Below are 21,413 nucleotides of genomic sequence, written 5' to 3' on the forward strand. Positions count from 1 at the left end.
TTCTCTCCCATATTTATCATAAAACAATGGGGAAATAAAAACACCTATTAGCAAGGAAATCACAGATTATTTTGGTTATTATTGTATATGTACGATATAATAGAACCGTAGAATAGTGATATTTTCAAGCTTTCGTAGTTATACCTTATAACATCTAGAATCGACTTCATAAGAAAAGTATTCGGGCAGAGCGTTTCAAAAATATGTACAGTAATGCGATTTTGAAAACGGATTCATAATTGTGTTGTACAGTTGGTTGTAAGGAGAGGGGAAACTATGGCAGAACAGACAGTCCGTGTAACCGTGGATGGTAAAGAATTTTCCACATCGGGTGAAAAGACGATACTACAATTATTTAACGAGAGTAATTTGGAACATCCTCAAATTTGTCATGTACCAGAAGTAGATCCAATTCAAACTTGTGATACGTGTATTGTAGAAGTAAATGGGAAGTTATTACGTGCTTGTTCAACGAAATTAGAAAACGGTATGCATATCGAAAGACAGTCCCAGCGTGCGAAAGAGGCACAGACTGAGGCAATGGATCGAATATTAGAGAATCATTTATTGTATTGTACCGTTTGTGATAACAATAATGGTAACTGTAAAGTTCATAACACGGTACATATGATGGGAATTGAAGAACAGAAATATCCGTATGAGCCGAAAGTAAGTGCTTGTGAAGTAGATATGTCACATCCGTTTTATCGGTATGATCCAAATCAATGTATTGCTTGTGGACAGTGTGTAGAAGTATGTCAAAACTTACAGGTTAATGAAACTATATCGATAGACTGGAACTTAGATCGTCCACGTGTTATATGGGATCATGGTGTAAGCATAAATGACTCATCTTGTGTAAGTTGTGGGCAGTGTGTAACAGTATGTCCATGTAATGCGTTAATGGAAAAAACAATGCTAGGTGAAGCTGGGTTCATGACTGGATTAAAACCAGATGTGTTAGATCCGATGATTGATTTTGTAAAGGATGTAGAGCCTGGATATAGTAGTATTTTAGCGGTTTCAGAAGTAGAGGCTGCGATGCGTAAGACGAAAGTTAATAAAACAAAAACAGTTTGTACATTTTGTGGTGTCGGTTGTTCCTTTGAAGTATGGACAAAAGATCGTCATATATTAAAAGTACAACCTGTTTCAGATGCACCTGTTAATGGTATTTCCACATGTGTAAAAGGTAAATTTGGATGGGACTTTGTAAATAGTGAAGATCGAATTACGAAGCCATTAATTCGCCAAGGAGATATGTTTGTTGAAGCTTCATGGGAAGAAGCATTAGAAGTTGTTGCTTCTAACATGCAGCATATTAAATCTCAATATGGCAGCGATGCGTTTGGATTCATTTCTTCATCGAAAGTAACGAATGAAGAAAATTACCTTATGCAAAAACTAGCCCGACAAATATATGGAACGAATAATGTGGACAATTGTTCTCGTTATTGTCAATCTCCAGCGACAGACGGTTTATTTAAAACTGTCGGTATGGGCGGGGATGCTGGAACAGTGAAAGATATAGCTGAAGCAGGCCTTGTTATTATCGTTGGTGCGAATCCAACAGAAGGACATCCTGTACTTGCGACGAGAGTAAAACGTGCTCATAAATTACACGAGCAAAAACTGATTGTAGCAGACCTTCGTAAACATGAAATGGCAGAGCGTGCGGATTTATTTATTCATCCGCGCCAAGGTACGGATTACGTATGGCTTGCTGGTATTACGAAATATATTATTGATCAAGATTGGCACGATAAAAAGTTTTTAGCTGAAAATGTGAAGAACTTTGATGAATATAGCAAAATGTTAGAAAAGTATACGCTCGATTATACAGAAGAAATTACGGGGATTTCTAAAGCTCAGTTAAAAGAAATGGCCCGTATGGTATATGAAGCAGATGGTACTTGTATACTTTGGGGAATGGGTGTAACGCAAAATACAGGAGGAAGTACGACATCAGCAGCAATTTCAAATTTACTACTTGTTACGGGTAACTATCGTCGTCCTGGTGCAGGTGCATACCCATTACGAGGACATAATAACGTACAAGGTGCTTGTGATATGGCAACATTACCAAACTGGCTTCCTGGTTATCAAGCAGTATCAGATGATACGCTTCGTGCGAAATTTGAAAAAGCATACGGTACAACTATTCCGAAAGCACCAGGATTAAATAATATTGCAATGTTACTTGCAGCGGAAGAAGGAAAACTACGCGGTATGTATGTCATGGGTGAAGAAATGGCTTTAGTCGATTCAAATGCGAACCATGTGCAACATATTCTATCAAATTTAGACTTCCTCGTTGTTCAAGATATGTTCTTATCAAAAACAGCTCGTTTTGCTGATGTTATTTTACCGGCAGCACCAAGCTTAGAAAAAGAAGGAACGTTTACGAATACAGAGCGCCGTATTCAAAGATTATATGAAGTATTGAAACCGCTTGGTGATTCCAAACCAGACTGGTGGATTTTGCAAAAAGTTGCTCGTGCACTGGGCGGGGATTGGAATTACGAAAGTCCAAGTGAAATTATGGACGAAATCGCATCACTTGCACCGTTATACTCTCAAGCGACGTATGACCGTCTAGAAGGATGGAATAGTTTATGTTGGGGTAGTCATGATGGTAGCGATACACCGCTATTATATGTAGACGGATTTAACTTCCCAGATAAACTTGCTCGTTTATCATTAGATGAATGGGTACCACCGGTTGTAGCGCCAGATGAGTATGATTTACTTTTAAATAATGGTCGTATGCTAGAACATTTCCATGAAGGGAATATGACGAATAAGTCGGCTGGTATTTTATCTAAAGTATCTGAAGTATTCGTTGAAATTTCACCTGAACTCGCTATAGAGCGCAATGTGAAAGATGGTGGTCTTGTAGAATTAGCATCACCATTTGGGAAAATTAAAGTACAAGCGCTTATTACTGATCGTGTAACGGGGAAAGAGCTATATTTACCAATGCATGCAACAGTAAATGAAGAGGCAATCAATATTTTAACTGGGACGGCAACAGACCTTTATACGTGTACACCAGCATATAAACAAACGATGGTGAAAATGCGTGTGTTACGTGAAAAAGGAAATCGTCCGTTACCATCTTCAAACCCGCGAGATAAAAAGCGTAATCCGCAAAATGGTGTTGAAATCGAGCAAAAGTGGCAAAGAAAACAATACGTATCACTTGTGGACTAGGGGGCGGAGAGAATGGCGAAAGAAATTACGTTAATAAAAAAGAAAGTTGTAACAGAGGAAGAGCAGAAACAGCAAGTAGCAGATGAACTTCTAAATGAGCTATCTAATAATCGTGAAGCAGTAGAAGAAACGATGCAGCTTTTAGCACAGTTGCAGAAGGCTGGTATATTAGATGCAGCGATTAGTTTACTTGCTGCGAAGGAAGATGTTTCAAAAATCGCTGTGGAGCAATTAAATCGTGAATCCGTTAAAAATGCACTCAACAATATGATGGGGGCGGGGGAAGCGCTATCCGCAGTTGACCCAGAAGTAACAAAGCAAATCACATCGAGTTTAGTTACTGGATTGCAATTTGCAACAGATGAATTAAATAGTGGGAAAAAAACAAAAGTGATGGATTTCTTTAAAGTGTTAAAAGATCCAGATATCAATAGAGCCATTACATTCGGTTTTAGCTTCTTGAAAGCATTTGGGCAAGGATTAGAGAAAAAATAGAGTAAATGAAAAAGTGATGGGAAGTAGCCATCACTTTTTTCATTGTATGTATAAGAGTGTTCATGTTAAGCGGAATATATTATTATTAAAAAGATGGATTGGAAATGGAAATATGGAATCCATCTCAAATATCGTTTTAGAATGTGGAGGAATATATGCAACACCGTAAAAGACTATCTATACCAGGGGTAATGGGACATTCCTTTCAAACAGTTAGATTTGCTTTTTGGAATGTATTAACCTTTCAACTTGCTTATAAATTATTAGCAGCGATTGTATTTGTTCCGCTATTTGGGATTATTTTTAATAAGTTATTGTATTTTGGTGGTTATGCAAATGCGACGAATGATGAATTATTAGCGTTTTTAAAGACACCATACGGCATTTGGGCAATCGTAATTTTATCATTGTTAGCACTGTTTCTTATCTTTACGGAATTTGCGGTACTTATTATTATTTCGTACTTCGCTCATAAAAGACAAAAGGTGAAATTACGTCCGATTTTATATAAAACTGTAACGTATTTACCTACTCTGTTCACATATTGCTTACCAGGATTTATTTTATATGCTGTCGTATTGTTACCCCTTTTAAATATTGGATATGAAACGGCATTGATTCCGCAAATTCAAATTCCTAACTTTATTACAGGAGAACTGTTTAAGACAACGATGGGACAGGTTGGTTATTACACATTTTTTGCTGTAGTTGCATATTTGAACCTTCGCTGGATTTTTGTTCTACCTATTGTTGTTTTAGAGCAAAAGCCGTTTCGCACAGCAGCACGTAAAAGTGCAACGTTAGTAAAAGAAAGTTTTTTAAAAGTACTATTCTTTTTAGTAGGATTTTTTATTTCAATAGGGATTGTGTACGGTGTATTTTTTGGAATGTATTTATTGTGTCTATGGGGCATGTACGAATTTACAAATCCACAGGGAACATTTGCATTATTAGCGGAATCAACAATGTCTGTATTTTTAACGAGTACATTGTATTTATTTAGTTTTATTGTGACGCCATTTTATATTATGGCAATAACACGATTATATTTACAAAAGGTTCCGGTTGAAGATGTTTTATTAGAAGAAGGATTAGATTATTCGAAAACGAAAGCAGATAAATGTTTCTTCCAAAAACATCGTTGGAAATTTATTGGCGTATATATTGTAGGAATTATTACTGCGGGAATGGTTGTTGCTTTCATTGTGACCTTTATTACAAACACATATAAAGAACCAATTATTATGGCGCATCGTGGTTATATTTCAAAAGGTGTAGAGAATACGAAAGAAGCTGTGCAGGGGGCTATTGATGCGAAAGCAGACTACGCTGAAATTGATGTACTGCAAACGAAAGACGGTGAACTAGCAGTTATACATGATTTGAAGCTAAAACGTCTTGCTAATGCTAATGTTCATGTGTCAGATTTAACGATGGATGAGTTAAGGCAGCTTACTCTTAGTCAAGACGGATTGTCAGGACAAATAAGTACGCTGGATGAAATCATTAAGCTGTCAAAGGACAAAATTAAACTTAATATTGAAGTGAAGCTTCATGGTGGCGAAAAAGATTTCGTAAACAAAGTATTAAAAGCGATTAAAGATAATGAATTTGAGAAGCAATGTGTCATTCAAACGCTACACTATCCGCTTATTAAAGAGTTTAAACGTGCAAATCCAAATATAAAAGTAGGATATATACTGTATGCAAGTAGAGCCAACTTAAAGAATGTGAAAGCTGATTTTTATGTAGCGGAAGAATACATGTTAAATAAGAAATTAGTAAAAGAAGCAAGGAAGTTAAATAAGCCAATTTACGTATGGACGGTAAACGATATGGAAAGTTTAAAGGGATATTATAAGTTAAACGTAGATGGTATCATTACCGATTATCCTGAAGATGCACGTGAAACAATTAAGATGTTAAAAGAACAAGAAGCGGAAGAAAGTGATCTGTTTGATAAAATTAGTGAAACAACAGATGATTTATTTTCCAAGTTATTTATAAGTTATTCAGCTGCTGGCTAAATGCCTGCAGCTGTTTTTTTATGAAAAGAATATATCCCTAAAGTATTGTACAAATTATTAACTGTATATGTATACGGAATCACTCGGGTTTCTTACATTGTTACATTATTGTCGAATAATAAGTGAATGCTGCTTATTTTTAGGGAGTATAATAAAAATAGAGTGATAGATAATGAAATGGAGCGAGGATGCTAATAGAATCAATGTTACATATATTTACACTATTCTAAATATATAAACTTTTAAAAAATGATATGTTAGCGTTTTCATGACTTTTAAGTTATGCTAGAATAAGGACATAAGTTATTAATTATTACAAAAAGAAAAAAGACTTTCTTTTTTCTGTTAATTATAAGGGGGCATTTCATTATGCGTATTGGGGTACCAGCAGAAATTAAAAACAACGAAAACCGTGTGGCAATGACACCAGCAGGTGTTGTACATTTAATTCGTAACAATCACGAGGTATTCATTCAAAAGGGTGCAGGTCTAGGATCTGGTTTCACAGATGCTCAGTATGTTGAAGCAGGAGCGAAAATTGTTGATACGGCTGAAGAAGCTTGGAACATGGAAATGGTTATGAAAGTTAAGGAACCAGTTGAAAGCGAATACAAACACTTCAGCGAAGGTTTAATCTTATTCACATACTTACACTTAGCTCCAGAACCAGAATTAACAAAAGCGTTAATTGAGAAGAAAGTTGTTGCGATTGCATACGAAACAGTACAATTAGAAAACCGTTCTCTACCATTACTTGCACCTATGAGTGAAGTAGCTGGTCGTATGGCTGCACAAATTGGTGCACAATTCCTTGAGAAAAACAAAGGCGGTAAAGGTATCTTACTTGCAGGTGTTCCAGGGGTTAAACGTGGTAAAGTAACAATCATCGGTGGTGGACAAGCTGGTACAAATGCTGCTAAAATTGCAGTTGGACTAGGTGCGGATGTAACAATCATCGACTTAAGTGCAGAACGTCTTCGTCAATTAGATGACATTTTCGGAAACCAAGTAAAAACTTTAATGTCTAATCCTTACAATATTGCAGAAGCTGTAAAAGAGTCTGATCTTGTAATCGGTGCAGTATTAATCCCAGGTGCAAAAGCGCCAAAACTTGTAACAGAAGAAATGATTCAATCAATGGAGCCAGGTTCTGTTGTTGTAGATATCGCGATTGACCAAGGTGGTATTTTCGAAACAACTGACCGTATTACAACTCATGATAACCCAACTTACGAAAAACACGGCGTTGTTCATTATGCAGTTGCAAACATGCCAGGTGCGGTTCCACGTACATCAACTCTTGCATTAACAAACGTAACAGTACCATATGCAGTACAAATTGCTAACAAAGGCTACAAAGAAGCTTGCCTAGGCAACTCTGCATTACTAAAAGGTATTAACACATTAGACGGCTATGTAACATTCGAAGCAGTTGCAGAAGCTCACGGTGTAGAGTACAAAGGTGCTAAAGAATTATTAGAAGCAGAAACAGTATCTTGCTAATAGAAGCATTATACAAAACAAAATCGAACAATATATAAACCAACATGATAAGAGCTAAGAGTGAAGATCTCTTAGCTCTTCTTGGCAAAAGGGGGCATACATCGTGGCCAACCTATTTAAAAAGAAATCCGTTACGCAATTGTTAGGGGAAAGTAAAAGTAAAACTTTAACGAAAACGCTAGGGGCATTCGACCTAACAATGCTAGGGATTGGTGCGATAATCGGTACAGGAGTTCTAGTATTAACAGGATTAGTAGCAGCAAGAGATGCTGGTCCAGCAGTTATTTTTTCATTCATGATAGCAGCGATTGTTTGTGGATTTGCAGCATTATGTTACGCAGAGGTCGCTTCTACACTTCCTGTTTCAGGTAGTGTGTACACATACTCATATGCAACAATTGGTGAGTTTGTAGCTCATTTAATGGGATGGACATTACTATCCGTATATGTTGTAACAACTGCCGCAGTAGCTGGTGGATGGACGGGTTATTTCCATAACTTAGTGAGTGGATTGGGACTTGAAATTCCAAAAGCGTTGTTAACGATTCCAGCGCAAGGTGGTATGGTAAACTTACCAGCAGTTATCGTTACGTTAGTAATAACTTGGTTGTTATCACGAGGTACGAAAGAAAGTAAGCGTGTGAATAACATAATGGTATTAATTAAAATTGGTATTGTTGTTTTATTCATTGCAGTTGGTGTATTCTACGTGAAACCAGAAAACTGGATACCATTTGCACCGTATGGCTTAAGTGGAGTCTTTGCCGGAGGAGCAGCAGTATTCTTCGCTTTCTTAGGATTTGATGCATTAGCAACTTCTGCTGAAGAAGTGAAAAATCCGCAACGTGATCTACCGATTGGTATTATTGCTTCATTAGTCATTTGTACAATCATTTATGTTGTAGTTTGTCTCGTTATGACAGGTATGGTTTCTTACAAGGAATTAGATGTACCTGAAGCTATGGCTTATGTACTTGAAGTTGTAGGACAAGATAAAGTGGCTGGTGTAATTGCTATTGGAGCTGTAATTGGTATTATGGCTGTAATTTTCGCGTACATCTATGCTACGACACGCGTATTCTTCGCTATGAGTCGTGACGGTTTATTACCAAAATCTTTCGCGAAAATTAACAAGAAGACTGAAGCGCCAACATTTTCAGTTTGGTTAACAGGAATTGGTAGTGCTTTAATTGCTGGATTTATCGATTTAAAAGAATTGTCAAATTTAGCGAATATTGGAGCGTTATTAACATTCGCCATGGTTGGTGTAACTGTTATCATTCTTCGTAAAACGCATCCGAAATTACAACGTGGATTTATGGTACCACTTGTACCAATCTTGCCGATTATTTCAGTTGCATGTTGTCTATTCTTAATGGTAAACCTACCATTAAAAACATGGATATACTTCGGTGTTTGGTTAGCAATCGGAGTAGTTGTATACTTTGTTTATTCGAAAAAACATAGTCATTTAAAAGACGATGGAAGTTCGCAGGATAATTTAGAACAAGCTAATTAACAGCTAATTAAAAGGGATATAAGTATAGTAAGCCTTGTGCGTCTAGGGAACGCGCAAGGCTTTTTTCTTTTGTGTAAAATGTACATCCTTTTTTGTATGAGAATGTAATGGATGCAGAAAATATGTATACGTCTTATGAAAATGTGAACAAAATGTTCGAAAAAATATATGAGATTTCATTGACACATATGAATAGACGCTCATATAATAAGAGTATAAGATATATGAATGATTGTTCATATGTTCAAATGAAGAGGTGAGCTATAATGGCTGGAAATAAAGTAGAAACACCACAAGAGACATGTTCTCAAACGATAATTCATGAAGAAGTTGTTGATCAAGTAAAACAAACAATTCCAACTGATGAAAGTTTAAGTAAAGTAGCAGAATTATTTAAAGTATTAGGCGATCGTACACGTACGAGAATATTACATGCATTATTTGAAGCTGAAATGTGTGTTTGTGATTTAGCGTATTTATTAGGAATGACACAATCATCTATTTCACATCAGCTTCGTGTGTTAAAGCAAGCGAAACTTGTAAAGAATCGTAAAGAAGGAAAGGTCGTTTATTATTCGTTAGCTGACCAGCACGTAATTCATATCTTCGAGCAAGCGTTTGAACACGTAAACGAGGAAGAATAAAAAAGAACGCGAGGAGGGAGAACGATGGCTGAGGCATTAGTGAAAAAGAAACTGATGTTAGAAGGTTTAGATTGTGCGAACTGCGCAATGAAAATTGAAAAAGGTGTTGGAAATATAGAAGGAGTAAATTCTTGCTCTGTAAATTTTGCGACCAAAACAATGGTTTTAGAAACAGCACAAAATAAAGAAAGCGAAGTTGTTACAGAAGCAAAACAACTCGTTACAAAATTAGAACCGCATATTAAAGTACAAGAAGAACAAAAAAATAAAGTTGCAAAAGAAGTATTTATATTAGAAGGTTTAGATTGCGCGAACTGTGCGATGAAGATTGAAAATAAAGTGAAGGAAATGCCGGCTATTTCAGCAGCAACTGTTGATTTCGTATCAAAGAAATTAAGAGTTGAAGTAGCGAATAAAAGAGAATTAGAAGCGACTGTAGCAAATATAACAAATGTCGTACAAAAGTTAGAACCAGATGTGAAAGTTGTTCGTGAAGAAAAAGGTGGTCATGACCACGGACATAGTCACGACCATGGTGAAGCAAATGTGAAAAAGATGGTAGGACGATTAGTGGTCGGCGGAATTTTGACAGCAATTGCCGCATTAGCTGGTTTACCACAAATGATAACAATTCCGTTATTCGTCCTTGCGTATTTATTAATAGGCGGAGATATCGTTTGGAGAGCGGTAAGAAACATAACTCGCGGCCAAGTGTTCGATGAGAACTTCTTAATGGCAATTGCAACACTAGGAGCTTTTGCGATTCAACAATATTCAGAAGCTGTTGCGGTAATGCTATTCTATCAAGTAGGGGAACTATTCCAAAGTATTGCGGTCAATCGCTCCCGAAAGTCAATTACTTCATTAATGGATATCCGTCCTGATTATGCGAATGTGAAGGTTGGAAATGAAACGAAACAAGTATCACCAGAAGATGTACAAATCGGCGATTATATTATCGTGAAGCCTGGTGAGAAAGTACCATTAGACGGAAAAGTAGTTGAAGGAACATCAATGGTAGATACTTCAGCATTGACTGGTGAATCTGTACCACGTGAAGTCGAAGTTGGAAATGATGTATTAAGTGGTTTTGTGAACCAAAATGGTGTATTAACAATTGAAGTGACAAAAGAATTTGGTGAATCAACTGTATCAAAAATTTTAGATTTAGTTCAAAATGCAAGCAGTAAAAAAGCGCCAACAGAAAACTTTATTACGAAGTTCGCGCGTTACTATACTCCAGTTGTAGTTATTACAGCAGCGATCATGGCATTTATTCCACCACTTATTTTAGAAGGAGCTACATTCTCAGAATGGATTTATAGAGCTTTAGTGTTCTTAGTAATCTCTTGTCCATGTGCGTTAGTTGTATCTATTCCTCTTGGATTCTTTGGAGGAATTGGTGGTGCATCTAAAAGTGGTGTGTTAATAAAAGGAAGTAACTATTTAGAAGCTTTAAATGATGTGAAATATATTGTTTTTGATAAAACAGGAACATTAACAAAAGGTGTCTTCAAAGTTACAAAAATGGAACCAAGCGAAGGTATTACAAATGAAGAATTATTAGAGTATGCAGCATTTGCTGAAGTGTATTCTAATCATCCAATTGCACAATCTATTCGAAAGGCATATGGAAAATCAATTGATGAAAAAATAATCGATGAGTATAACGAAATTTCTGGTCATGGTACAGTCGTAAAAGTACAAGGAAAAGAAATTTTTGCAGGTAATGCTAAATTAATGAGAAAAGAAAAAATTACATTTAAGCAACCAGAAACGGTAGGTACATTAGTTCACGTTGCTTTAGATGGGGAATATGCAGGTTATATCGTTATCTCTGATGAGGTAAAAGAAGATTCAAAACAAGCAATTCAAAAACTAAAAGAACTAGGTATTAAGAAGACAGTCATGTTAACGGGTGATGCAAAATCAGTTGGTGAGGCTGTTGGTAAAGAATTAGGTTTAGATGAAGTTCACGCAGAACTATTACCGCAACAAAAAGTCGAAGAGATTGAAAAAATTGATGCGGCGAAGAATGGAAAAGAAAAAGTTGCTTTCGTTGGTGATGGTATTAATGACACACCGGTATTAGCAAGAGCAGATGTTGGTATTGCGATGGGTGGTTTAGGATCAGATGCAGCGATTGAGGCGGCAGACATTGTTATTATGACTGATGAGCCTTCAAAAATTGCAACAGCCTTAAATATTGCAAAACGCACACGACGCATTGTATGGCAGAATATCATCTTTGCATTAGGGGTAAAAGGATTAGTTTTATTACTTGGTGCTTTTGGTATTGCAACAATGTGGGAAGCTGTCTTCTCAGATGTTGGTGTGACACTACTTGCAGTGTTAAATGCAATGCGTGTACTACGAGTGAAAGATTTATAAAAAAGAGGACGCAACCTGCGTCCTCTTTTTTAGGTTATTTTGTTGAAATTGACTCAATAAAATAATAACAAATATTATTTTATTAATAAATAACGTAATATTAAAATTTACAAATAAAAAATATTTGTCGTACTATTTTAATATATTTTCCACGAAGATACATATCGTATTGAAAAAACAGAGAAGGAAAAGCTTCTCTGTTTTACTTTTGTATATTTTTTTCAACTTGTTCTCGAACAGTTTGAATGTAATTCATTTTATGATCCCAACATTCTTGACTTAAATCGACAGGGTACTCTTCGGGATTTAAAGTTCGCATATATTCTTCCCAAAATAGTGCGAGACTCTGTTCGTTATATTTTTGAATATCTAATATACCTGGTAGTTCATATGTTCTTTCGCCGTTAACGAAAATGTCTTTATGCAGTTCGCGTGCTTCAAAGTTTGTTACAAATTTACTTATATACGTGTGAACAGGATGAAACATTTTTAAACGTTCTTCTTTTCCTGGTTCTTCAGAATCTAATGCAATATAATCGCCTTCTGCATGATCGTTAACTCGATTGATAATGCGATAAATTCGTTTCAGTCCTGGAGTGGTAATTTTTTCAGGGTTAGATGAAATTTTAATTGTATCATTTAACTTTCCATCAGTATCTTCAATCGCAACTAGTTTATAAACGGCCCCTAACGCTGGTTGTTCAAAGGACGTAATTAATTTTGTTCCAACGCCCCATACATCAATTTTTGCGCCTTGAGATTTCAAATGCATAATTGTGTATTCATCTAAATCGCTAGAAGCAATAATTTTTGTATGTGTAAACCCAGCTTCATCTAGTAGTTTTCTTGCCTTTTTAGATAAATAAGCCATATCACCACTATCAAGGCGAATGCCGTAAAAATCGATACGATCTTCAAACTCTTTCGCGACGCGAATTGCATTTGGAACACCTGATTTTAAAGTGTCGTATGTATCAACAAGAAAGACACATTTTTTATGAGTTTCAGCGTATTTCTTAAACGCGACATATTCATCACGATAAGCTTGAACGAAAGAGTGAGCGTGTGTGCCGGCTACAGGTATTCCGAAGCGTTTTCCAGCACGAACGTTACTCGTAGACGAAAACCCACCAATAAAGGCAGCACGTGTGCCCCAAAGAGCTGCATCAAACTCGTGGGCACGTCTTGTACCAAATTCTAAAAGATCATCATTATTTGCAGCATGCTTCATACGAGCAGCTTTTGTTGCAATTAATGTTTGGTAATTCACAATGTTTAACAGGGCAGTTTCAATAATTTGTGCTTCACCGAGCGGTGCATCAACACGTAATAAAGGCTCGTTATTAAAAACAACCTCACCTTCTTGCATACTTCGAACGGTCCCAGTGAATTTCATATTTTGTAAATACTGAAGGAATTCTTCTTCAAATTGTAATTCTGCTAAATAAGCGATATCGCTTTCGGTAAAGCTGAAGTTTTCTATGTACTCTACAATCTTTTCAAGGCCGGCAAAAACAGCATAACCGTTCTCGAATGGAAGTTTTCGAAAGTATAAATCAAACACCGAGCGGCGATTATGAATACCATCTTTCCAATATGTATAAGCCATATTAATTTGATATAAATCTGTATGTAAGGCATAGCTATCGTCTTTATAATAAGTCATCGCGAAAACACCTCCATAATTTGGTTATAGTATACCAATTTTTCACCGCTCGTAGCAAAGAATGGATATGAAAGTGGAGTCAAGAGGGAAAAAAATGAAATAATGCATATTTTTTAGAAAATTAACATTTATCAATTTATATTTCTCAAGATTTTATGTATTATTAGAGTAATGGGGGTAATGAGAATGGAGGAGGACAATGCAACAAACATTAGAAAAAATAGGCAAACAAGTCTTTTATAAACGGCTACAGCAAAAAATGACACAAGAAGAATTATGTCAGGGCATTTGTTCTGTCTCATACTTAAGTAAAATCGAAAATGGAAAGATCGAGGCATCAGAAGAAATTCTACAATTGCTCTGCACAAGGTTAGAGATTGCCGTGACGGATTTGAGAGATGTAGAAGAAGATGTGAAGGGGAAGCTAGAGGATTGGCATAAAGCTATCGTTCATTTAGAAAGAGAACGAATTGAGCAAATATATGTTGATTTACAAGAACAAATGGAGCAAGTAACGGATTTTGAAATTATGAATTATTATGAGCTACTATATGTACGTTATCTTATGATTAAGCGTGATATTGGCAACGGAGTGGAAAGATTAAATAAATTAAAAAAAGGGTATAAAAAATTATCTCAGTTCCAAAAAATGTTATTCACATATAATGTTTCATTACTAAATTGTTTACAAAACAAATGGAAGATAGGATTAGAGAGTTTAATTGAAACAGAAAAAATGGCGAAAGAGCTAAATTATCATGAGAATGGTATTTACTATAATTTAGCATTGGCATATAGTCACTTAGAAAATCCCTATAAAGCTATGCATTTCGCTAACATTGCAATCGAGGGATTCCGTAGTGAATATAAATTCCGTAATGTGATAAACTGTCAATTTATTATAGCGATTTGTTTTGTAAGGCAAGGGCAGTACAAAGAGGCTTTGGATATGTACAATAGCATTTTACGTGAAGCGAGTTCGTTTTCTGAAAATGAGGTAATTATGAGTATCGCTTTAAGTAATATTGCCGAGGTCTATGGTAACCAAAAACAATATGAAAAGGCTAAAGAATTTTATTTAAAAAGTTTGCAATATCATCAACATGAAGATGATAATTACTTAGATACTTTATATCATACGGCATTACAGTGTATTCATTTAAAACAAATGGATGAAGCGAACCAGTGGATAGAAAAAGGTATCTCTATTGCTCAGCGACACGAAAAGTATAAAAGGGTATTATATTTACTAATTATTCTACAATATAAATATTTCCGCACATCGGATGAATATAAGAAATTTCTAGAATTAGAGGCTATACCATTTTTTAAAAGTGAAGGTAATTTAGTGTATTTAAAGCAAGTATATTTAGAAATTGCGAATTATTTCGAAGGGATCCGTAATTTCGAAGAGAGTAGTCGTTATTATAAAGAAACTATTTCGCTATTGGAAAAAGGAGAGGAGAAATAATATGAAAAAAGTGATGTTTTTAGGACTTGTTGTTGGAGTTGTATTTTTGACGCAGTTTATTGAACAGTATTCGTCAAGACCGGATGTTTTAACGCAAGGAACACAAATAGTTGAAACAATTGAATCGTAATAAAAACCCCTTTCCAATCGGAAAGGGGTTTTTCAATATTTGTTCCCCAAAATTCTACAAAACTTGAGAAAATAATTATTTGAATTTTTAGTATATTAATAGTGGAAACATAGTGCTACGATAAAACTACTCTTTTTCAAAAAAAATTTTTATTAGGGGGAAGGTTCATGAAAAAGAAAAGTTTAGCGTTAGTGTTAGCGACAGGAATGGCAGTTACAACGTTTGGAGGGACAGGCTCTGCGTTTGCAGATTCTAAAAATGTGCTCTCTACGAAGAAGTACAATGAGACAGTACAGTCACCGGAGTTTATTTCTGGTGATCTAACTGGAGCGACTGGTAAGAAAGCGGAATCTGTTGTGTTTGATTACTTAAACGCAGCAAAAGGTGATTATAAGTTAGGGGAAAAGAGTGCGCAAGATTCTTTCAAAGTAAAACAAGTGAAAAAAGATGCTGTAACTGATTCAACAGTAGTACGTATGCAACAAGTATACGAAGGAGTACCTGTATGGGGATCTACTCAAGTAGCTCACGTAAGTAAAGATGGTTCTTTAAAAGTATTGTCTGGAACAGTTGCGCCTGATTTAGACAAAAAGGAAAAGCTGAAAAATAAAAATAAGATTGAAGGCGCAAAAGCAATTGAAATCGCGCAGCAAGATTTAGGTGTAACACCGAAATATGAGGTAGAACCAAAAGCGGACTTATATGTATATCAAAATGGTGAAGAAACAACATATGCATACGTTGTAAATCTAAACTTCTTAGATCCAAGTCCAGGAAACTACTACTATTTCATTGAAGCAGACAGCGGTAAAGTATTAAATAAGTTTAATACAATCGATCATGTGACGAATGATGATAAGTCACCAGTTAAACAAGAGGCTCCTAAGCAAGATGCAAAAGCAGTTGTAAAGCCTGTAACAGGAACAAATAAAGTAGGAACTGGTAAAGGGGTATTAGGAGATACGAAATCGCTTAATACAACGTTATCTGGATCATCTTACTACTTACAGGATAATACACGCGGGGCAACGATTTTCACATATGATGCGAAAAATCGTTCAACATTACCAGGAACATTATGGGCAGATGCAGATAATGTTTTCAATGCAGCGTATGATGCAGCGGCAGTAGATGCTCATTACTATGCAGGTAAAACATATGATTACTATAAAGCTACATTTAATAGAAATTCTATTAATGATGCAGGAGCGCCGTTAAAATCAACAGTTCATTACGGAAGCAATTATAATAATGCATTCTGGAATGGCTCACAAATGGTATACGGAGATGGTGATGGTGTAACATTTACTTCATTATCTGGTGGAATTGATGTAATTGGTCACGAATTAACGCATGCTGTTACGGAAAACAGCTCTGATTTAATTTATCAAAATGAATCAGGAGCGCTAAATGAAGCAATTTCTGATATTTTTGGTACTTTAGTAGAATTCTATGATAACCGAAATCCAGATTGGGAGATTGGTGAAGATATTTATACGCCTGGTAAAGCGGGAGATGCGCTTCGTTCTATGAGTGATCCGGCGAAATATGGTGACCCAGACCATTATTCTAAGCGTTACACTGGTTCAAGTGATAACGGTGGAGTTCATACGAACAGTGGTATCATTAACAAACAAGCTTATTTATTAGCAAATGGCGGTACACATTCTGGTGTAACTGTAACTGGTATTGGTAAAGATAAGTTAGGTGCAATTTATTACCGTGCAAACACACAATATTTCACGCAATCTACTACATTTAGCCAAGCTCGTGCTGGTGCAGTACAAGCTGCAGCTGATTTATATGGTGCGACTTCTGCGGAAGTAGCAGCAGTGAAGCAATCATTTAGTGCTGTTGGTGTAAACTAAGGGTTTAAGAGAGTATTATTAATAAAATACTTCAAAAATAAAGAAGGAGCCTCTGCTCCTTCTTTATTTTTTTCTCCATTTTTTCCACAAATAAAACAATCCAACACCCCCCGCGATTGTTATAATCCACTTCGCTTCATTCGTTCCATTCATGACATGATAGGCAGAATATACTTCGATTAACAAAGCCGGTATTTTACCTATTGTGCTGGCAATACTGAAAGAGAGTAATGACATTCTTCCTAGAGCGGCAAACAAAGTAACGATACTTGATGGGATGAAAGGTATGAATCGAAACGATAGAACGAGTAGAAAGGCTTCTCTACCTTCTACATAAAGTAGGCGTTCTACCTTTGGATACTTATTTACTTTGTTGTGAGTGAATTTCTGAAGGCCTATACGATAAATATAAAACGAGATAATAGCCCCTAATGCCTCACCTGCGATCGAAATAATGGTCCCGTTTGTTACACCAAAGAGCTGTATGTTAATGGCGGTCAAAAAAATACTAGGGATAAAACCTAAAAGACTGATGATGATGTTAATTAAGATACTAAGTGGAATTGCGATTGAATAATAGTCTGTTAAGAAGTTTTGAATTGTTTCAGCCATTGTTTAAAATCCTTTATCTTTTTTTTGCATTACACCATATTTCCATTGTGTAGGCAAGTGCAAATTTACATAATGTAGGAAACTGTTGATAAAACAGCGTTTGTATACCTTGTATAGGTATTGGGTATACAAAATTAGGGGTATATTTTTTGGTTTTAAAAAAACCGAACAAATCCTGTATTTACAGTGTTTTTTCGGTTTTTTAAGTGGTGTTTTAAGTCGGGAAATAATCGTAAAAATATAGGGGTATATTTCGGAGAGGGTCCAAAATAGTAGTTTGATGAAATTAGGGTGGTAATATGGCAAAATTGATGAGGAATTTTAAAAATGTATATGTTTTTTCGTTGTGAAATTGACTTTTAGTGAAGTTACGATAATAATCATGGAAGAGGTGATATGATGAAACGAATAAGTAGTCTTCTCTTGAGTAGTTTATTGGCATTAATGCTGATCTTAAGTGGATGTGCAGGAAAAGAACAAAAAACAGAGAAACAAACAGGGAATCAATCGACATCAGTAGAAAAAATTAGTGATAATATTTTAGATGAAATGGAAGGGCCACCTAAAAATGGTCATACGATTGAAAGACATGTAGGAAAATCAGAAGAGGATTTGAAGAATCGCTTGAAGACAGATAAAGTATCAGCGGCAAGTACATACTATGATAAGGAAACAGCGACGAAAGCTGTAAAAGATAGTTTGAAGCAGCATGATAAGGAAATTCAAGATTGGTTAAAAAATTCTAAAGAGGCTCGTCTCGTATTAAATACAACTCATTCATTCCCAGTTGGAAAAACGGTAATAAAGAAAAATATGAATGTAAAAGACAAGTTAGTAAAAACTGTTACTGTTTTGGCGAGAGATAAGTCAGGAGATTTAGGATATAAGATCATTACTTCTTATCCATCTGATAAATAAGAAGGGGGAGTAAATATGTATACGACATTACAATATTTTCTCAAATCGTATTGTACGTTAAGTATCCATGAGGATGAAATAGTAGGCGTGATGGAAGAGTTTATAGAGCAAGAAGATGAAGAAATTGTTTTGAAATTACGCGATGAATTATTATATATGAAGAAAAAAAACGCTTGGGAAGAGGCGTGCGTATTAGCTGCGAAGCAAGGAAATCGCATGTGGTCTTTAGAAGAAACGAAAGACCATCTTGAAGCTTTTTTACTATTATTGCAAAAGAAAAAGGCGTGAATAGATCACGCCTTTTTTGTTTGCCAATTTGATGGTGTCTCATTGTGTTGGCGCACTTTTATATACGCTTTTTGAAATTTGTCCATTTGATACTACTTCACCGTTTTGTGTTACTTTTTTATACGTAACCGCTGTTATTTTATCACCAGTTCTACTAACTACTTGAGAAGAAACTTCAACATCTTTACCAGTATTTGTACCAAAAATGCGAGTAGTAATACTACCGCCATTTGAAAATGCTTGAATATAAATATGATTGCCTGTATTGTTTTTAAATTTTAAATCCGGACCATAATCTGCCACTGCTGCATCTTGCCCAAGTGGTAAATAATTTACGGGCATAGAATGATTGCTTCGAGAAACAATTCCTAAATCTGCTCTTAAAGCTGCGCTATATAAAGTGCTACTAACTTGGCAAACGCCTCCGCCTGCACTTTGTATAACTTTACCTTGTGAAAATACTGCTGCGGATTTATAACCATGGGCAGCATCTGTTACGCCGACACGGCCATTAAAACTAAACGTTTCATCAGGTGCGACGATAACTCCGCTTAAAGTATTAGCTGACTTATTTACGTTATAGGACTGGTTTCCATTCCGACCAGCCATTGGAGTTGAATATTCAGCAATTACTTCTTTAATCCCCATTTTCTGTATATCTTCTGTAGAACGCTCAGGTTTTAAGAGTGTAACTGGTAATGTAACGTCCGATGAGCCAGAAGTAATGGCCTGCTGCGTTAAATCAGTTAATTTTCCTTTATCAATTTTTTCTCCATTTTGACTTTGGCTAATATTTACTGTAGAGCCTTCAACACTTAATTCTGCATTAACAGGATTTTTTAATGTGTCATTATATTTATCCTTCATAAAGCTTTCATAAGCAGTTGTATTTAATTGAGCTGTTAATTTATAGTCACGTTTTAATTCACCGTTTTCGGCCTGCTTCCGCATTTGGTAACGATTCATTGCGTTTCCTTCTTGTTCTTTAAAGATTTTGTCGATAATATCTTTTTCTTTATAATTTATACCTAAATCTTTCCATGTGTAAGTTTGTTTATCATTTTGGAATATGTAGGTAAGAGATTTTTGATCTAATTCAGTTACCTTTTGATTAATAATTGCTTGAATATCTTTTTTATTTTTTCCATCGAGAGAAATACCTTCAAATGTAGTATTTGGTAATGCAGTAGTATCTAATTGATTATTTAGTTTGGATACATATTGATATCCACCAACACCGCCTACACAAAGTAATATGCCTCCAGTAATTGCAGAACCGATCAGTATTTTACTTAGCTTCATTTATTTCCCCCCAGAAATTTTTGTATAAATATATGTATTACATTTTTTGTATAAAAATGATGAAAATAACATTATGTATGTACTAGTATACTATTATTTCCACTATGTGTGTAATGTTTTTATAAAAAATGTTACACTGTTGTAATAATTGTCTCTTTTTGTCACAATATGTACGAGAAATATGTTGAAAATTATAATAAAAAGGCTGTCTAGAAAGATCTAGCAGCCTTTTTATTATAATTTTTTATGTTCATTTTTATTCGTAACACCGAGATGTTCTTGTAGTGTTGTCGAAATATTATTGACGCTTGTTTCATTTGGAACGTAATAATAAATACCACCTATATATTTATCAGTACCTTCTACTTGCATTTTGTCCATTTTTAAATTGGAATCCATTGAATTTTTGGCAATTGTCATCATATCATCAAAAGTTAAATTTGTTTTTAAGTCTTTATCGACGGCGTCTAATAGGCCACCGATTTTATTAATAGAATTAAGAGAAAGTGCTTTTGCAGCAATAGCTTCTAAAACAAGCTGTTGTCGTTGACCGCGCATATAATCACTGTCGATATGACGAGTTCTAGCTAGCGCTAATGCCTCTTCTCCATTTAAATGTTGACGTCCTTTTTTCAGATGAATAGCATCTGCTTCGTCTTTACTATTTTGTTCTGTAAACTCAACCGGAACATCGACAGTAATACCACCAAGAGAATCGACAATTTTGATAAATGATTTAAAGTTGAATTTTACATAGTAATCAACTGGAACATCTAAAAATTTCTCCACTGTATCAATTGTGCTATCCACACCACCGAATACGTGCGCATGTGTAATTTTATCGTATTTATCACGTGATTTAATGTAGACACGTGAGTCACGTGGAATACTGACAAGTTTAACAGATTTATCGTTTTTATTAATTGTTGCAAGTAATAGCGCATCCGTACGAGTTGCTTTTCCATAACTCTTGTCCCTAATATCACTTTCATCAACACCCATAATAAGTACGGAAATGTTGTCAGTCATAGGTTTCACAGCTTTTTCACGTTTGCTGGATTTATCCCCGCGGCCCAGTTCAGAATAGGCATTACTTAATACAGACTTTGCTTTACTGTATATATGGAAGGAGTAACCTCCTGCTCCAAGTGCTATAATCAGTAATGGAATAAGAAGGAACCAGAGTAGGCGTTTTTTCTTTGAGTGTCCTTTTTTGGCTCGGGTGTCTTTGTTCATATCGGATTTCATCATTTTTCTCCTTTAAAACTATCAAAGTGTATACATCTAGAAGCGCATTCAAACACATAAAAAATATTGTACGCTAAATAAAAGCGATTGTACATGTATAAAAAATAGATGTCTTGAT

16 protein-coding genes are annotated in these 21,413 nt (G+C 35.4%); 12 read left to right on the forward strand and 4 right to left on the reverse strand.

What is annotated here, in order from left to right:
- Nucleotides 1–276: 276 nt before the first annotated feature.
- The 7 genes from fdhF to FS802_RS27090 all read left to right on the forward strand — a co-directional run bounded on the left by fdhF (nucleotide 277) and on the right by FS802_RS27090 (nucleotide 11,792).
- Complete coding sequence (gene fdhF, locus FS802_RS27060) at nucleotides 277–3,213, forward strand: formate dehydrogenase subunit alpha (protein WP_000840694.1); 2,937 nt, start codon at nucleotides 277–279, stop codon at nucleotides 3,211–3,213.
- 12 nt (nucleotides 3,214–3,225) lie between these two features.
- Nucleotides 3,226–3,708, forward strand: coding sequence for a helical membrane plugin domain-containing protein (locus FS802_RS27065; RefSeq protein WP_001040530.1), 483 nt, complete (start codon nucleotides 3,226–3,228; stop codon nucleotides 3,706–3,708).
- Nucleotides 3,709–3,863: 155 nt separating this feature from the next.
- A complete protein-coding gene (locus FS802_RS27070; protein ID WP_144525610.1) occupies nucleotides 3,864–5,735 on the forward strand; it encodes a glycerophosphoryl diester phosphodiesterase membrane domain-containing protein in 1,872 nt (623 codons plus the stop codon).
- A gap of 369 nt (nucleotides 5,736–6,104) precedes the next feature.
- Nucleotides 6,105–7,238, forward strand: a complete 1,134-nt coding sequence (gene ald, locus FS802_RS27075; protein ID WP_001219749.1) for an alanine dehydrogenase — start codon at nucleotides 6,105–6,107, stop codon at nucleotides 7,236–7,238.
- Between the two features lie 103 nt (nucleotides 7,239–7,341).
- On the forward strand, nucleotides 7,342–8,757 hold the full coding sequence (locus FS802_RS27080) for an amino acid permease (protein WP_001284886.1): 1,416 nt from the start codon (nucleotides 7,342–7,344) through the stop codon (nucleotides 8,755–8,757).
- Between the two features lie 266 nt (nucleotides 8,758–9,023).
- Nucleotides 9,024–9,401 (forward strand): ArsR/SmtB family transcription factor, encoded by a 378-nt coding sequence (locus tag FS802_RS27085; RefSeq protein ID WP_000918377.1) that lies wholly within the window; start codon nucleotides 9,024–9,026, stop codon nucleotides 9,399–9,401.
- 24 nt (nucleotides 9,402–9,425) lie between these two features.
- Nucleotides 9,426–11,792: a heavy metal translocating P-type ATPase gene (locus tag FS802_RS27090; protein WP_144525612.1), complete on the forward strand. Its 2,367-nt coding sequence runs from the start codon at nucleotides 9,426–9,428 to the stop codon at nucleotides 11,790–11,792.
- Between the two features lie 202 nt (nucleotides 11,793–11,994).
- Here FS802_RS27090 and FS802_RS27095 read toward each other — a convergent pair whose 3' ends face one another.
- Nucleotides 11,995–13,458 carry a nicotinate phosphoribosyltransferase gene (locus FS802_RS27095; RefSeq protein ID WP_098654552.1) on the reverse strand — a complete coding sequence of 488 codons (1,464 nt, stop codon included), beginning with the start codon at nucleotides 13,456–13,458 and terminating at the stop codon, nucleotides 11,995–11,997.
- A gap of 199 nt (nucleotides 13,459–13,657) precedes the next feature.
- Between FS802_RS27095 and FS802_RS27100 the strand changes: the two genes are divergently transcribed.
- The 3 genes from FS802_RS27100 to FS802_RS27110 all read left to right on the forward strand — a co-directional run bounded on the left by FS802_RS27100 (nucleotide 13,658) and on the right by FS802_RS27110 (nucleotide 16,927).
- Nucleotides 13,658–14,929, forward strand: coding sequence for a helix-turn-helix domain-containing protein (locus FS802_RS27100; RefSeq protein WP_098654553.1), 1,272 nt, complete (start codon nucleotides 13,658–13,660; stop codon nucleotides 14,927–14,929).
- 1 nt (nucleotide 14,930) lies between these two features.
- Complete coding sequence (locus FS802_RS27105; RefSeq protein ID WP_141545954.1) at nucleotides 14,931–15,059, forward strand: NprX family peptide pheromone; 129 nt, start codon at nucleotides 14,931–14,933, stop codon at nucleotides 15,057–15,059.
- A 167-nt stretch (nucleotides 15,060–15,226) separates the two neighbouring features.
- On the forward strand, nucleotides 15,227–16,927 hold the full coding sequence (locus FS802_RS27110; RefSeq protein WP_000730372.1) for a M4 family metallopeptidase: 1,701 nt from the start codon (nucleotides 15,227–15,229) through the stop codon (nucleotides 16,925–16,927).
- A 63-nt stretch (nucleotides 16,928–16,990) separates the two neighbouring features.
- Here FS802_RS27110 and FS802_RS27115 read toward each other — a convergent pair whose 3' ends face one another.
- Entirely contained in the window at nucleotides 16,991–17,539 is a 549-nt protein-coding gene (locus FS802_RS27115; RefSeq protein ID WP_098654554.1) for a TVP38/TMEM64 family protein, read from the reverse strand.
- 399 nt (nucleotides 17,540–17,938) lie between these two features.
- On the opposite strand from FS802_RS27115, the gene FS802_RS27120 reads away from it, so the two are divergent.
- Together FS802_RS27120 and FS802_RS27125 are read left to right on the forward strand one after the other, a co-directional pair.
- Nucleotides 17,939–18,457, forward strand: a complete 519-nt coding sequence (locus FS802_RS27120; RefSeq protein WP_064477118.1) for an RNase A-like domain-containing lipoprotein — start codon at nucleotides 17,939–17,941, stop codon at nucleotides 18,455–18,457.
- 15 nt (nucleotides 18,458–18,472) lie between these two features.
- Complete coding sequence (locus FS802_RS27125; protein WP_000288799.1) at nucleotides 18,473–18,745, forward strand: hypothetical protein; 273 nt, start codon at nucleotides 18,473–18,475, stop codon at nucleotides 18,743–18,745.
- Nucleotides 18,746–18,784: 39 nt separating this feature from the next.
- Here FS802_RS27125 and FS802_RS27130 read toward each other — a convergent pair whose 3' ends face one another.
- Nucleotides 18,785–20,047, reverse strand: a complete 1,263-nt coding sequence (locus tag FS802_RS27130) for a VanW family protein (RefSeq protein WP_098707818.1) — start codon at nucleotides 20,045–20,047, stop codon at nucleotides 18,785–18,787.
- A 234-nt stretch (nucleotides 20,048–20,281) separates the two neighbouring features.
- Nucleotides 20,282–21,298, reverse strand: a complete 1,017-nt coding sequence (locus tag FS802_RS27135) for an LCP family protein (RefSeq protein WP_282914420.1) — start codon at nucleotides 21,296–21,298, stop codon at nucleotides 20,282–20,284.
- Nucleotides 21,299–21,413 lie beyond the last annotated feature (115 nt).

It is taken from the genome of Bacillus sp. DE0042 (assembly GCF_007680225.1).
Lineage (GTDB): Bacteria > Bacillota > Bacilli > Bacillales > Bacillaceae_G > Bacillus_A > Bacillus_A wiedmannii.